This window comes from Methylobacterium sp. FW306-05-D (assembly GCF_058782155.1).
In genome coordinates, this window is record NZ_JBYSXL010000098.1 from 1 (window position 1) to 13,011 (window position 13,011).

Below are 13,011 nucleotides of genomic sequence, written 5' to 3' on the forward strand. Positions count from 1 at the left end.
CTGGTGATGTAGGCGGGTCTCGATCGCGCGACCCGCATACATCACCAGGACCCGGTCCGCATGCTCGGCGACGAGCCCGAGGTCGTGGCTGATCAAGACCACCGCCATGCCGGTGTCCCGACGATACGCGTCGATTAGGTCAAGGATTTCCGCCTGCACCGTCACGTCGAGGGCGGTGGTCGGCTCGTCGGCCACGAGGACGGCCGGTGCGCAGGCGAGCGCCATCGCGATCATCACGCGCTGGCGCATGCCCCCCGACAGGCGGTGGGGATAGTCGTCGAAGCGGCGCTCCGGATCGGGGATGCGGACCCGGGTGATCAGCCCGATGGCACGGGCGCGGGCCTCGGGCTCGTTCACCGGTTCGTGCTCGCGGATCGCCTCGACGATCTGCGCCCCGATGGTCAGGACCGGGTTCAGGGCCGTCATCGGCTCCTGGAAGATCATGGCGATGCGCGCGCCGCGCAAGGTCCGCATCGCCTCGCCTTGGAGCCCGAGGATGTCGCGGTCCTCCAGGCGGACCCGGCCGCCAGCGCGGGCTTGGTCAGGCAGCAGGCCGAGCAGAGCGAAGGCGGTCAACGACTTGCCGCAGCCGGATTCGCCGACGATCGCCAGGGTTTCACCGGGCGCGACCGCGAAGCTGAGGCCTCGGACCGCCGCGTGCACGCCATTGCGGTCGTGGAAGGCGACGGAGAGGTCCTCGACCTCCAGGATCGGCTTTGGCCGGCTCATCGCTCGTCCCGCCTCGGCCCGAGGGCGTCGTTGAGCCCATCGCCCAGGAGATTCAGGGCGAGCACCGCCGCCACGATGGCGAGGCCCGGCACGGTGGCGACGAACCCGTCGGTCCGGATCACCTCGCGCCCGGCACCCACCATGCCGCCCCAGCTGATGACGTTCGGATCACCGAGCCCCAGAAAGGCGAGGCTCGACTCGGCCAGGATCGCGTTCGCCACGAGGATCGAAGCGGAGACGATCACCGGAGCCAGCACGTTCGGCAGGATGTGGAGCCAGAGGATGCGGGCATCGGTGGCACCGATCACGATCGAGGCCTGCACGAGTTCCCCGTCGCGCAGGCGCAGCACCTCGGCGCGCACGAGCCGGGCGAGCGCCGGCCAGCCGGTCAGTCCGATCGCGAGCACGATGGTGGGCAGGGAGGGCTGCAGCACCGCGACGATCGTCAGGGTGAACAGGAAGGGCGGAATGGTCTGGAACAGCTCGGTGAGCCGCATCAGGGTCGCGTCCGTCCGGCCCCCGTAGAACCCGGCGGTGGCCCCGATCCCGACGCCGATGACGAGGGCGACCAGGGTGGCGACGGCGCCGATCAGAAGGGAGATCCGGGCGCCGTAAGCGATGCCGGCGGCGAGGTCGCGCCCCAGCATGTCGGTGCCGAGGGGATAAGCCGGGTCGGCGCCCGGCCATTGCAGGGGCGCGGCGACCATGTCCAACGGGTCACCCGGATAGAGGAGCGGGGCGGCCAGCCCCAGGCCGCAGACGAGGCCGAGCAGGGCGAGGCCGATGAGGCCGGATGGGCGCCGTACGAGCCGCCCGAGGAGGCCCGGCGGGCGCGACCGCGCGGGGGGCAAGGCGAGCGTGGCGGTCACGATCTGACCGTCCGGGGATCGAGCGCCGCGTAGGCGAAGTCGACCGCGAGGTTGGCCAGCACGACCACCACCGAACTGCACAGCAGGATGCCGAGGAGCAGGTTGAGGTCGCGCTGGAACAGGGCCTCGAAGGCGAGCCGTCCCAGACCCGGCCAAGCGAAGACGGTCTCGACGAGGACCGCACCGCCGAGGATCGCGCCAAGCTGCAGGCCGAGCTGCGTGACGATGGGGAGGAGCGCGTTGCGCAGAACGTGCCGGCGGGCGATCCGGCCCGGCCGCACACCCTTGGCGATGGCTGTCCGCACGTAATCCTGGGCGTAGGCCTCCAGCATCGCCGCGCGGGTCAGGCGGGTGTAGACCGCGAGGTAGTAGAGGCCGAGGGTCAGCGCCGGGAGCACGAGGTGCCGGGCGACGTCGCCCGCGTAGGCGAGGCCGGTGAGGCCCGCCTCCACCTGCGCCATACCGCCGACCGGCAGCCAGTCGAGCCAGACCGAGAACACGACGATCAGCATCACACCGATCCAGAACACCGGCGTGGCGTAGAAGATCAGGGCCAGGATCGCGATCGCGGTGTCGAGGGGCCGGCCCGCATGGCGCGCGGCGGCATAGCCGAGGGCGCCGCCCGCGAGGATCGAGAACCCGATGCTCGTGCCCATCAAGAGCAGGGTCGGCCCGACTCGGTCAAGGATCAAGCGCGCCACGGGCAGGCCCTGACGGAAGGAGAAACCGAGATCGAGGGTCAGGACGTTGGCGAGGTACTTGCCGAACTGCACGACCAGGGGTTGGTCGAGGCCGAACTGCGCGCGCAGGGCCGCGATGTACTCGGGCGTCGCCGAACCGGCCTCTCCGGCCAGCACCTGCACCGCGTCGCCCGGTGCCAGATGCAGCAGGACGAAGTTGATGACGGCGATGCCGATCACCACCGACACCATCTGGGCGAGGCGCCGGCCGAGGACGCCGAGCGTCCGCGCGTGACGATGCATCGCCGCCTCAATCGGCGCTGGCGCGGGAATGACCGGGCCCCGGCCCATCGAAGGAGAAGTCGCGGAACGTGCCGTAGACTTGATCGCCACGGGCGCCGTGGCGCAGATTCGCTGCCTCGACGGTGAAGAACTTCAACTCCAGAAGCGGCAGGGTCGGCAGGTCGGTGAGTACGATCTCCTGAAAGCGTCGGAAGAATTCACGGCGCTTGCCCGGATCCGCCTCGCCCTGCACGGCCGCGATCAGGCCGTCCACCTCCGGATTGCGGTAGCCCGAACCGTTCGTCCAGGGGATGTTCTTGCCGATGGGGGCCGACCAGTAGGCCCGGGTGACGCCGACCTGCGGATCCGAGAAGGCGGCGAACCAGGTGATGGCGATATCGAAGTCGCGGTCCCCGTAGATGCGGCGCGTGTAGCTGGGCGTATCCTGGCTGCGGATATTGGCCTCGACGCCGACCCGACGGAGGGACGCCTTCAGGAACTCGGCCGTGCGCTTAAAATCGTCGCCGTAGGGAATGTAATCGATATCGAGGGCGAAACGCGTTCCGTTGGCGCCGCGCTTCAGCCCGGCCTCGTCGAGGAGCGCCTCGGCGGCCTTGACGTCGAACGGATAGGCCGGGCCGCCCTCGGCGTGGAAGCCAACGAGCGTCGACGGCACCGGGCTCGTCGCCGGCCGACCGAAGCCGAACCACACCACCTTGGCCAGCGCGGCGCGGTCGATCGACCGGGCCAGGGCGCGACGCACGCGCACGTCCCTAAGGGGGCCACGCTCGACGTTGAAGTCGGCAAACAGCCAGGGCGAGAGCCATTCGTAGCCGGAGGTCTCGATCCGCAGGTTCGGGAGGCTCCCGAGGCGGGCGGCATCGCGCAGGGGCACCGGGCTCAAGGGGGCGTACTGCGCCTCGCCCTTCTCCAGGGCGGCGGCGCGGGCGGCCGCATCGGGCAGGACGCGGAAGACGACCTGGTCGAGATAGGGCTTGCCAGCGTCCCAGTAGTTCGGGTTGCGCTCAAGCACGATGTGATTGCCCCGGCTCCATTCCTTGAAGACGAATGGCCCGGTGCCGACCGGCTTGTTGTTGTAGGGGTTCGAGAGCACGTCGGTGCCTTCATAGAGATGCTTGGGCAGAACCTGGGCGCCATTGCTGTTGAGCGACGACAGGATTGCCGGTGAAGGCTGGCTGAGGCGCAGGATCACGGTCAGTGGATCGGGCGTTTCGACGGACGTCACCTTGCCGAAGGTGATCTGGTTGCGCGGGTGGATCTTGGTCCAGACGTTCTCCAGCGTCCATTTCACGTCCGACGCCGTGAAGGGCCGGCCGTCGTGCCAGGTGACGTTGGGGCGCAGGTGCAGGGTCAGGCTGAGGCCGTCGGGTGCGGTTTCCCATGCCGTGGCCAGTGCCGGGACCGGCTTGAGGTCGCGGTCGTAGTCCACGAGGCCGTCGAAGATCGATCCGCTGACCACCCCGGTCGGGGCGGCGGAACTGACCGCCGCCGTGAGGATGACGGGCTCGGGCTGCACGATCGCCGTCAGGGTTCCGCCGCTTCTGGCGGGCTCGGCCCGGAGCGCGCCCGCCGTGAGCGCCAGCCCGAGCATCGCTCCCGCGAAACCGCGCATCGGTCCTGACACCATCTTGCCACTCCCATCCGTGCATGCGGAAGCCCGGGCTGTTAGCCTGCCGCGTCCTGCCATGCGAATGATGTATTGAATAGTATGAACGTGATTAGCAGTGCGGCTTGATCAGGTGAATTCTCATTTTTCGGCTATTCGCGAACGGTCTTTCCACGAATGCCGACCAAGAAAGAAAGTGCGTCCGCCCGCGCCATGCCAACGCCGATGCCTCTTCTCACCCCCGCACCCGACCGGTCCCGGCCCGATCAGGTGCGCGGCGGCGCCCAGACGATGTCCCGGATGGTAATGGGACGGGGGATGAGTCCGAGGCGGTGGAAGCGGTCCGCCGTCGCCTGTTGGTTGGACAGGATCGCGTCGGAGAGCGGCCGGACCGCGAATTGCGTGCGATCCGCCGCGACCTTCTGGATCGCGAAGGGAATCCCCGTCACGGTGGCCAGGGCCTGCGCCACCTCATCACGGTGGCCGTCGGCCCAGGCCGCCGATTCGGAGAGCGCCGACAAGGTGGCGGTGATGACTCTCGGATATCGATTCGCGAAGGTCTTGTTGGCCAGGAAGTAGGCTGACACATCGAGGGTCTGGCCGGAGGTCGTGAGCACCCGCGTCTGGCTACGGGCCTGTCCCACCGCGAAGTAGGGATCCCAGATCGACCAAGCATCGACGCTGTCGTTGGCGAAAGCCGAGCCGGCATCGGCCGGCGTCAGATAGGCGGGCGTGATGTCCGAGAACGTGAGGCCCGCCTTCTCGAGGGCGGCGATGAGAAGGTTATGCGCACTCGTGCCGCGCCCGACCGCGACCTTGCGGCCCTTCAGATCGGCCACCGACCGGATCGGCGAATCCGCCTTGACCAGGATCGCTTCGCCATCACCCGAGGGCGCGGAGGCGGCGACATAGACCAGGTTGCCGCCCGCCGCCTGCGAGAAGATCGGTGGCGCGTCGCCGGTATAGCCGAAGTCGATGCTGCCCGCGTTGAGGGCTTCGAGCAGGGGTGGTCCGGCCTGGAATTCGACCCACTGGACTTTCGTGCCCTGCGCGGCGAGGCGCTTCTCGATCGTCGCCTGCTGGCGCGTCACGACGATGAGCCCGATCTTCTGGTAGCCGACCCGGAACTCCTTCGGCGCGGGCTCCTGCGCGGCAGCAGGCGGCATGGCCCCGAGGATCGTCCCGAGGGCGACCAAGAGGCCTGGGAACCGACGTCTGGTGATGATCACGCGATGGTCTCCTCGGGAAGCGCATCCGCCCGGGAAGCCGGCGCGGCGTTGGTCAAGCGTCCGCTGACGGCCTGTGGCAGGCGCAGCAGGTTGAGGATCGGGCAGGCGGCTTCGACCTGGGCGTGGAGGGCCTGGACCCGCGCCGAATCGGCCGGAGAGTCGAGGCGTAGCTCGTAGCTCAGGTCCTGTGGATACACCGGCACCGCCTCGAAGCCGTCCGAGCCGGCGCGCGGATCGAAGATCCCCGAGACCTCGACTTCCAGGGAGGTGACCGGCACGTCGTGAAGGGCGGCCTGGATCAGCACCGTATGGGCGAGGCAGGACCCGAGGACGCCGAGCTGGAGCTCCGGCGAGCCGGGACCGAGATCGAACCCGGCGAAGTCGGGAAGGCTGTCCGTCACGATGGCATGCCGGCGGATGCCGATCCGACGCACGCCGCTGCGGCCCTCCACCGTCACCCTTGCGGCCAGAGGCACCGAGGAAACGGCACCCGCCAGAATCCGCTCGCCGCGTGCCGCGAGGGCCCGCCGCTTGTCTTCCAAGTACAGGTCGATCGCACTCATGCATCCCACCGCCGGATCGACGACATCCCGAGATGGAATGGCGCGGCATCTTGGAGAAGACAGTATAGCCCCTCGAAGGGAGAAGAGGCTTTCGAAGACCGTGAAATACCCGGAAGGTTTTACCGGCAGGTCTTTCGATCGGGTGTTGATTGTCTCGTCGGTCGACCTCCTCGCCGATCGAGACCGGCACATTTGAGTTGCCCCCCCCCGCCTCGGCGGCCCTTCCGCATCTGCCGTTCCGTGGGGACTTTGGCCCTCGTGACCGTGACGGTTGCCGGCCTGCGAGGATGCGCAGTCGAGATGCGGCTGCATCGACTACGTCGTAGACGTCCCTGACAGGCCGCGCGGCAATCACTCAAAAATTCGGCCTCAGCCGGATGTCGCTCCGAGAAGAAACTTCTCTGCATCGATGCATGATAAGTAAAGATGACTGAATACGCCTGAAAATACAGTGCGTTCTTCAGACAAGGCTCAGCTATAGTGATCAGGTGGCGGCGGAATCAGGCGCCGGGGAGGATGGCATGGTCGGGCGCATCGGCAGACGCAACTTCCTGAAGGCCTCGGCGATGTGGGCCGGGAGCGCGGCAGCGGGGTTTTCCTGCATCGAGTTCGCGAGTGCCGCGCCCATCGAGGTGCCCACCGTCGACACACTCAGCCTGCGCGTGCTGATCGACTCGTCCCACGACCAGTTCCTCAAGCCCGCGACCGTGCAGGGCGTGCTCCACCAACCTCCCGGCAACGGGCGCGGAAGCGATTACCGCAAGGTCCTTCACAACCAGTGGGGTCTCTCGCTCTTCGCCGAGTCCCGTCGCGCGGACGAAGCGCGCACGATCCTGCTCGATTTCGGCTACAGCCCCGATGCGTTGCTCAACAACATCGAGATCCTTCAGGTCGACCCCTCCAGGATCGACGCCCTCATCGTCAGCCACGGCCATCACGACCATTACGGCGGCCTGAACGGATTTTTGGAGAAGTACCGCGCGTCTCTGCCGGCCAACCTCACCCTCTATGCCGGCGGCGAGGACAATTTCTGCCACCGGGTCAGCCCCGGACGCACGCAGGGGCAGTTCACGGATTTCGGCCAGCTCGACCGGCGCGACCTGACGGCGCAGAGGATCAGGACGGTCCTGTGCGAGACGCCGACCGTGGTGGCGGGCCATGCCTTCACCACCGGCCAGATCCAGCGCTCCTCCATCGAGCGGATCCTGCCCAACACCTTCGTCGAGCGCGGGATCAAGGATGGCCTCGGCTGCGATGCCGGCCACTATTCCGCCGTCGAACTCCAGGGGAAGATCATTCCCGACGAGCACGTCCACGAGCACGCGACCTGCTTCAACGTGAAGGGCAAGGGGCTCGTCGTCATCAGTTCCTGCGGCCATGTGGGGATCGTGAACTCCGTGCGGCAGGCCCAGGCTGTCTCGGGCATCGAACGTGTCCACGCCATCGTCGGCGGCTTCCATCTCGGGCCGGCGCCGCAGGATTACCTGACCCAGGTCGTCGCCGAGATCGGCAAGCTCAAGCCCGACGTGGTCATCCCGATGCATTGCAGCGGACTCAACTTCGCCCTGGAGGCCCAAGCGCAGATGCCCACCCACGTCATCGTCCCGACCACCGGCAGCCGTCTGACCTTCGGTGCTTAGGGCGGCTTCCGCGGCCCTGTGCGTCGCCCTGTGTTCGGCCGCGCCCGAGGCCGCGGAGCCGGCGCGCCGCACGGCCGCGGACCTGATGGACGTGCTGATGTGGAACCGCGAGCCGGTCGGCGGGTCCTTCGCGCTGATCGACCAGACGGGACGCGCACGCACGGAGGCCGACTTTCGCGGCAAGCTCCTGATCGTGTCCTTTGGCTATACCGGATGCCCCGACGTCTGTCCGACCGACCTCATGGAGATCGCGCGCGCCCTCACCTTGCTCGGTACAGAGGCGGAAGCGGTCCAGCCCCTGTTCATCACCCTCGACCCTGAACGCGACACCGTCGCGCAATTGGCCGAGTACGTACCGAGCTTTCATCCGCGCCTGATTGGACTCACGGGCGATCCGGCCGCGATCCGCAGAGCGACCGATGCCTACAAGGTCTTCGCCGAGGCAAGCGTCGGGGCGAATGGTGAACGGCGGATCGACCACTCGGCCTTCATCTACCTCATGGACCGGTCGGGGACGTATCTCGGCTTCTTCCCGCCGGGTACGTCGGCCGAGCGCATGCTCACGATCATCCGACCGCACTTGTTGCGCACCGCGCGCTGACACGCGGCCGTCACGCGCGCGCGAGTTCCCGCGTGAGGTGCTTCACCGAGGGTGTGACGATGGCCACGAACTGCGCCTCGCGCAGGCGCCGGAAGGGTTCGGAGCCTTCGAGATAGCCGCGCGCGCCGAACTGGAGCATGGCGGCCTGCGCCGCCTCCAGGGCGAGCCAGGAGATGTCGAGGCGCAGGCGCAGGGTCTCGCGGAAGGCGCCCGCCGCCGGATCGGCATGGCGTTCGGCCGCGTGCACGAGCCGCGTCCACAGGTCGGTCGCCCGCGCGTCGATTCCGTCCGCCCCGAGGGGGAGCGCCGCGCCGTCTCGGGCACCCCGGGCATCCGCACGCATCAGCGCGGCGACGCCCCGGGCGAGCCCCAGCCCCATGCCGGCCTGGAGCAGCACGAAGCCGTTGCGGATGCGGGGGACGAAGGCGGTGGCGTCGGGGGCGATCACGTCGTCGTCCGGCACGAAGGCGTCGCGGACCATCACCGTGTAGGTTCCGGTGCCCTCCAGCGCCACGAAGCGGGCGTTGGCCGCGATGGCGACCCCTTCCTGACCTGCCGCGAACACCGCCATGACGCGGCGGCCGTCATCGAGGGCGAAGATGCTGGCGAACGGGTGGCCGGGGCCGAGATTGGAGACCCAGGGTAGGCGCCCGCGCACCCGGTAGCCACCAGGCACGCGCCGGCCCGTGAGGGCAAGGGGCTCGATGCCGGCGAACGCCTTCATGGGATTGGACAGCCCGGTGCCGCCGAGGCGTACACCGCTGGCGATGCCGGTCAGATGGCGGTCGCGGGCAGGCGCGTCGCCGTGGGCGAGGTACCAGGCGAGGGCGTCCTGGCACCAGACGCAGAAGGCCGTCGACAGGCAGGCGGACCCCACCGCCGCCATCGCTTCCACGGCCCGGATCAGTCCCTTGGGCGACCCCTGCGTGTGGTGGGCATAAGCACCGACGGCGCCGAGGCCGCGCAGCACGCCGTCCGGATAGAGTCCCCCGTCGATCTCGCCGACGCGGGGCCCGAGTTCGTCACGCACGACGCCGGCGACGTCCCGAGGGACTTCGGGAAGCGCCGCGGGGCGGGCGAGGGCCGCGCTCATCGATTGCGGACGAGGCTGACGGCGACGGGATTCCTGACCGTGTTGAGCACTGGCGACCAGTCACCCGCATGGGTCACGAGGTCGTCGAGTTCGGCTTGGCTCGCACCCTTGATGTCGAGGTGCGCGGTCATGCGCACGGCGGTGAGGCCGACGGTCTTCGGCGACAGGTCGCCCGTCCCCCAGACCGAGGTGATGTTGATGTCGCCCTCGCTCTCGATCTCGATGCCGCGCACGGTCCAGCCGCGCGCGACCGCGTTGGCTTGGAGGCCGACGGCCACGCAGGTGCCCAGCGCCGCGAGCAGCGCCTCGGTGGGGTTCGGGGCGGTGTCGTCGCCGAGGAGCCCGGGCGGCTCGTCCACCACGTGGGCGTCGAGGTTGCGCACGTAGTTGAGATGACGGAAGCGCCGACCCTCGGCGATAGTCCGGGCGCGCACCGTGCGAACGGCCATCGGATCGGCGCGGCCCTTCTCCGACAGGGCCGCCAGGGCATCCCGATCGATGGTCTCGAAGGTCTGGACGATCTCTCTCACGGAGGCGGACGACATGGGCGTTCCTTTCAGGTCGCGGGAATCCAGCGGGCACGGGCAGCGAGCCGTCCGAGGCCGCCATCGAGGGCGTAGCCGATCAATCCGATCAGCAGGACGAGGGCCGCCAAGCGGTCGTACGAGAGGGTGTCGCGCGCGTCGTTGATGGCGTAGCCGAGGCCGCTGGTGACCCCGAGATACTCGGCCGGCACGAGGACGATCCAGGCGACGCCGAGTGCCAGGCGCAGGCCGGTGAGGATGTCCTGCAGCACGGCCGGAACTACGATGCGGCGCAGGGTGGCGAGACGGCCGCCGCCGAGGTTGCGCGCGAGGGTGAGCCAGATCGGATCGATCCGCTTCACGCCGGCCGCGGTGGAGAACAGGATCGGCCAGATCGCGGCGGCCGCGATGAGGAACACGATGGCGCCCTCCCAGGTCGGGAAGGCCAGCACCGCTACCGGCATCCAGGCCAGCGGCGAAACCATGCGCAGGAGCTGGAAGGGGGGCTGCAGGGCGCGCTCGGCCAGCGGCGAGGCCCCGACGAGCAATCCGAACGGCACCCCAAGCACGAAGGCGTAGGCGAGGCCCTGGCCGATTCGAGCAAGGCTCGGCAGCGCGGCCCGCCAAGCCTCGCCTGAGGCGAGGAGATCGGCGAACGACGCGAGGGCCGGACCGGGAGCGAAGCCTGCGAAGGCGGTGTAGGCCGGATCGTTCGTGAGGAGGTGGCCGGCCGCGAACCACAGCACCAAGAGGGCGCCGACACCGAGAAGCGGCGTTGTCCGATGCAGCAGGCCGGCCAGGAATCGGCCCTCCGGCCAGACGCCCGCGGACGTGGGACCGCCGATGCCCGACGAAGCGGTCTTCAGGAGGCCCACGGTCATAGCGACAGCGTCTCGGTGCGGTCGGTGCCGGACCCGGGGAACGCATCGGGGAAGCGCTTGAGGGATGCGGCCACGAAGCGGTCGTCGACGAGATCGCGCGCGACGAAATCCGGATCGAGCCCTTTGAGGAAAGTCGCGTCGCCCTCCACCACGGTCCGGCCCATGGCCTCGACGATCAGGCGGGTCGCGGACGGATAGGGCCAGGGCTGGAAGTCGATGCGGCTCGCCGCCCAGTCCGCGTGGCGGATGGCACCGCTCGCCGCATAGGCGGAACCGTAATCGGTCATTGCCTTGACCACCACGTCGGCGGCCATCGGCAGGTAGCCGCGTCCGTCCTTCGAGATGAGCCGGGCCACGGCCTCCTTGTTGGCGGACGCATAGGCCTGCGCGCGCACGATGGCGTCGATGGCCTTGCCCGTCCATTCGGGGCGCTCCACCGTTGTCCGCTCATGGGCGACGACCACGCAGCAGGGGTGATTTTTCCAAATGTCCCCGGTGAAGCGCAGCATCCGGGCGCCGGCCTTGATTTCGCCGAGCGCATTGAACGGCTCGGCCACGATGTAGCCGTCGACCTTGCCGGCCGCCAGCGCCGCCGGCATCTCGGGTGGCGGCAGGATCTGGAGGGCGCATTCACCGGAGCCGGCTTCGCCCCGGATCACCGGCGTGATGCCGGATTCACGTAAGGCGTATTGCAGCACCACGTTGTGCATCGAGTACCAGTACGGAACCGCGACCCGCTTGCCGGCAAGCCCCCTGAAGTCGGTGATCCCGCTATTGCCGCCGACGACGATGCCGGAGCCGTTGGTGTGGGCCCAGGCCAAAACCTTGACCGGGAACTTGTTGTTGTAGCGCATCCAGACCGGGATGGGCTTGAGCAGGTGGGCGAGGTTGAACTTGCCGGCGGCGAAGCCCTCGACCAGGGCCGACCAGGACCGCACGGGTGTCGGCTCGGCCACCTTGAGGCCGGCCTCCTCGAAATAACCCTTGGCGTGGGCGACCAGGAGGGCGGCGGCGTCGGTGATCGGGAGGTAGCCGATGCGCACCACGTCGTCATCGGCCGCGTGCGCGGCCCGGCTCGACAGGCCGAAACCGGCACCACCCAGCAGGGCGGCGAGGCCGCCGCGCGCCAGTGTGTCGAGGGTGTCGCGGCGGGTCCAGTCGGCACGCGTCCATTCGTGCGTCCACAGGGCGGACAGGTCGTCGGGGGCAGTCATCATGGAATCCGATTCGGGGCGAAGTCCGCGTCAGGCCGCTTCGCGTTTGACGGAAAGAGGCTGTTCACCGAGCTGCGCCCGGAGTTCGGCCTCGGACCGGATGGGAAAATCCGCGACGATGCCGGCGGGCACGCCGCCGAGTACGACGGCGCGGTCGGCCAGGGCGGCGACGTCGGCCGGATCGTGGGTCACGATCACCAGCGTCAGGCCGCGCGCGCCCGCGATGCGCTTCACATCCGTCCGCAGGGCGGTGCGCATTTCAGGGTCGAGGGCGGAGAAGGGCTCGTCGAGCAGCAGGAGCCGCGGCCGGCTGGCGAGCGCCCGCGCCAGGGCCACGCGCTGCTGCTGCCCGCCCGAGAGCGCATGCGGCTTGGCATGGACCCTATCGGCCAGACCGACTTCACCGAGGATGCGAAGCGCGTCCGCCCGGTCATGGTCGTATCCGCCTGACAACCAGGCCGGTAGAAGCACGTTGTCGAGCGCGCTCGCCCAAGGCAGCAGGGCTGGGCGCTGGAACATCATCGTGGCACCCGGAACGGGCCCCCTGACGGGCAGGCCATCGATCCTGACCGCGCCGGACGACGGCTGAACGAGACCGGCGACGATCTGGAGCAGGGTGGACTTGCCGACGCCGGAGCGTCCGAGGATGCCGACCCGTTCGCCGGGTGCGATCTGCAGCGAGGCCTGTTCGAGAACAGGTCTACGGCCATGTCGGAATCCGATGGCTTCAAGGGCGAGATGGGGCGATGGCACGTAGTTCTCAGTCATGAGGCGCGATACGACGGGTCATCGACTGGCCCGTCGCACCTCGCAGGTAATGTGTATTGTATAATTGATGATGCCGAGCCACCCGGACAAAGTCGAGAGAATGGTCTTTCGAAGATCGGCCGCGCGAGACGATGACGTTCTGCGTTCCGCGGCGATGCGAGGAGAATGCCGCGCCCGCCGCGCACACGGCAGGTCGCGCGCCGGCAAGCCGCCGCTCACGAGGCGGCGCGCAGGTGATTGAGAGGATCAGCCAGGACCGAAGGAGCTGGACATGCGGCGAGGTCAGAAGACGGGTGCGGAGCAGGTGGTGC

At 68.7% G+C, this 13,011-nt stretch carries 13 protein-coding genes and 1 pseudogene; 2 read left to right on the forward strand and 12 right to left on the reverse strand.

Translation table 11 applies throughout. The features are described 5' to 3' along the window. The 6 genes from AC3WLN_RS21620 to AC3WLN_RS21645 all read right to left on the reverse strand — a co-directional run. Positions 1-729: ABC transporter ATP-binding protein (locus AC3WLN_RS21620; RefSeq protein WP_492484719.1), on the reverse strand; the 729-nt coding region annotated here is incomplete at its 3' end. Then, entirely contained in the window at positions 726-1,598 is an 873-nt protein-coding gene (locus tag AC3WLN_RS21625) for an ABC transporter permease (protein ID WP_492484721.1), read from the reverse strand. The genes AC3WLN_RS21625 and AC3WLN_RS21620, both read right to left, overlap by 4 nt. Beyond that, positions 1,595-2,581 carry an ABC transporter permease gene (locus AC3WLN_RS21630; RefSeq protein WP_492484723.1) on the reverse strand — a complete coding sequence of 329 codons (987 nt, stop codon included), beginning with the start codon at positions 2,579-2,581 and terminating at the stop codon, positions 1,595-1,597. The genes AC3WLN_RS21625 and AC3WLN_RS21630 overlap by 4 nt, the downstream gene beginning before the upstream one ends. A 7-nt stretch (positions 2,582-2,588) precedes the next feature. Next, positions 2,589-4,208 (reverse strand): ABC transporter substrate-binding protein, encoded by a 1,620-nt coding sequence (locus AC3WLN_RS21635; RefSeq protein WP_492484725.1) that lies wholly within the window; start codon positions 4,206-4,208, stop codon positions 2,589-2,591. 245 nt (positions 4,209-4,453) lie between these two features. Next, positions 4,454-5,416: a sulfonate ABC transporter substrate-binding protein gene (locus tag AC3WLN_RS21640; RefSeq protein WP_492484727.1), complete on the reverse strand. Its 963-nt coding sequence runs from the start codon at positions 5,414-5,416 to the stop codon at positions 4,454-4,456. After that, entirely contained in the window at positions 5,413-5,979 is a 567-nt protein-coding gene (locus AC3WLN_RS21645; protein ID WP_492484729.1) for an OsmC family protein, read from the reverse strand. The genes AC3WLN_RS21640 and AC3WLN_RS21645 overlap by 4 nt, the downstream gene beginning before the upstream one ends. 521 nt (positions 5,980-6,500) lie before the next feature. On the opposite strand from AC3WLN_RS21645, the gene AC3WLN_RS21650 reads away from it, so the two are divergent. Next, positions 6,501-7,619, forward strand: coding sequence for an MBL fold metallo-hydrolase (locus tag AC3WLN_RS21650; RefSeq protein ID WP_492484731.1), 1,119 nt, complete (start codon positions 6,501-6,503; stop codon positions 7,617-7,619). A gap of 16 nt (positions 7,620-7,635) precedes the next feature. Next, positions 7,636-8,220, forward strand: a complete 585-nt coding sequence (locus tag AC3WLN_RS21655; protein WP_492484740.1) for an SCO family protein — start codon at positions 7,636-7,638, stop codon at positions 8,218-8,220. Between the two features lie 10 nt (positions 8,221-8,230). Here AC3WLN_RS21655 and AC3WLN_RS21660 read toward each other — a convergent pair whose 3' ends face one another. The 6 genes and pseudogenes from AC3WLN_RS21660 to AC3WLN_RS21685 all read right to left on the reverse strand — a co-directional run. After that, entirely contained in the window at positions 8,231-9,313 is a 1,083-nt protein-coding gene (locus tag AC3WLN_RS21660; RefSeq protein ID WP_492484733.1) for an acyl-CoA dehydrogenase family protein, read from the reverse strand. Beyond that, the gene (locus AC3WLN_RS21665; protein ID WP_492484735.1) at positions 9,310-9,858 is read right to left on the reverse strand and encodes an OsmC family protein; all 549 of its coding nucleotides are present in this window, start codon (positions 9,856-9,858) and stop codon (positions 9,310-9,312) included. Before AC3WLN_RS21665 ends, AC3WLN_RS21660 begins: the two co-directional genes overlap by 4 nt. Positions 9,859-9,869: 11 nt before the next feature. Continuing rightward, positions 9,870-10,693, reverse strand: a pseudogene (locus AC3WLN_RS21670) (ABC transporter permease); the annotation flags it as partial. A 21-nt stretch (positions 10,694-10,714) separates the two neighbouring features. Then, entirely contained in the window at positions 10,715-11,932 is a 1,218-nt protein-coding gene (locus AC3WLN_RS21675; RefSeq protein ID WP_492484742.1) for an ABC transporter substrate-binding protein, read from the reverse strand. 30 nt (positions 11,933-11,962) lie between these two features. Further along, positions 11,963-12,700 carry an ABC transporter ATP-binding protein gene (locus AC3WLN_RS21680; RefSeq protein WP_492484737.1) on the reverse strand — a complete coding sequence of 246 codons (738 nt, stop codon included), beginning with the start codon at positions 12,698-12,700 and terminating at the stop codon, positions 11,963-11,965. Next, the coding region (locus AC3WLN_RS21685; protein ID WP_492484738.1) for a hypothetical protein at positions 12,693-13,011 on the reverse strand (319 nt) is incomplete at its 5' end. The genes AC3WLN_RS21680 and AC3WLN_RS21685, both read right to left, overlap by 8 nt.

Bases quoted from the DNA above. Each gene is read 5' to 3' on its own strand.
- AC3WLN_RS21630 (WP_492484723.1), bottom strand. From the start codon at position 2,581: ATGCATCGTCACGCGCGGACGCTCGGCGTCCTCGGCCGGCGCCTCGCC.
- AC3WLN_RS21650 (WP_492484731.1), top strand. From the start codon at position 6,501: ATGGTCGGGCGCATCGGCAGACGCAACTTCCTGAAGGCCTCGGCGATG.
- AC3WLN_RS21680 (WP_492484737.1), bottom strand. From the start codon at position 12,700: ATGACTGAGAACTACGTGCCATCGCCCCATCTCGCCCTTGAAGCCATC.
- AC3WLN_RS21665 (WP_492484735.1), bottom strand. From the start codon at position 9,858: ATGTCGTCCGCCTCCGTGAGAGAGATCGTCCAGACCTTCGAGACCATC.
- AC3WLN_RS21645 (WP_492484729.1), bottom strand. From the start codon at position 5,979: ATGAGTGCGATCGACCTGTACTTGGAAGACAAGCGGCGGGCCCTCGCG.
- AC3WLN_RS21675 (WP_492484742.1), bottom strand. From the start codon at position 11,932: ATGACTGCCCCCGACGACCTGTCCGCCCTGTGGACGCACGAATGGACG.
- AC3WLN_RS21635 (WP_492484725.1), bottom strand. From the start codon at position 4,208: ATGGTGTCAGGACCGATGCGCGGTTTCGCGGGAGCGATGCTCGGGCTG.
- AC3WLN_RS21660 (WP_492484733.1), bottom strand. From the start codon at position 9,313: ATGAGCGCGGCCCTCGCCCGCCCCGCGGCGCTTCCCGAAGTCCCTCGG.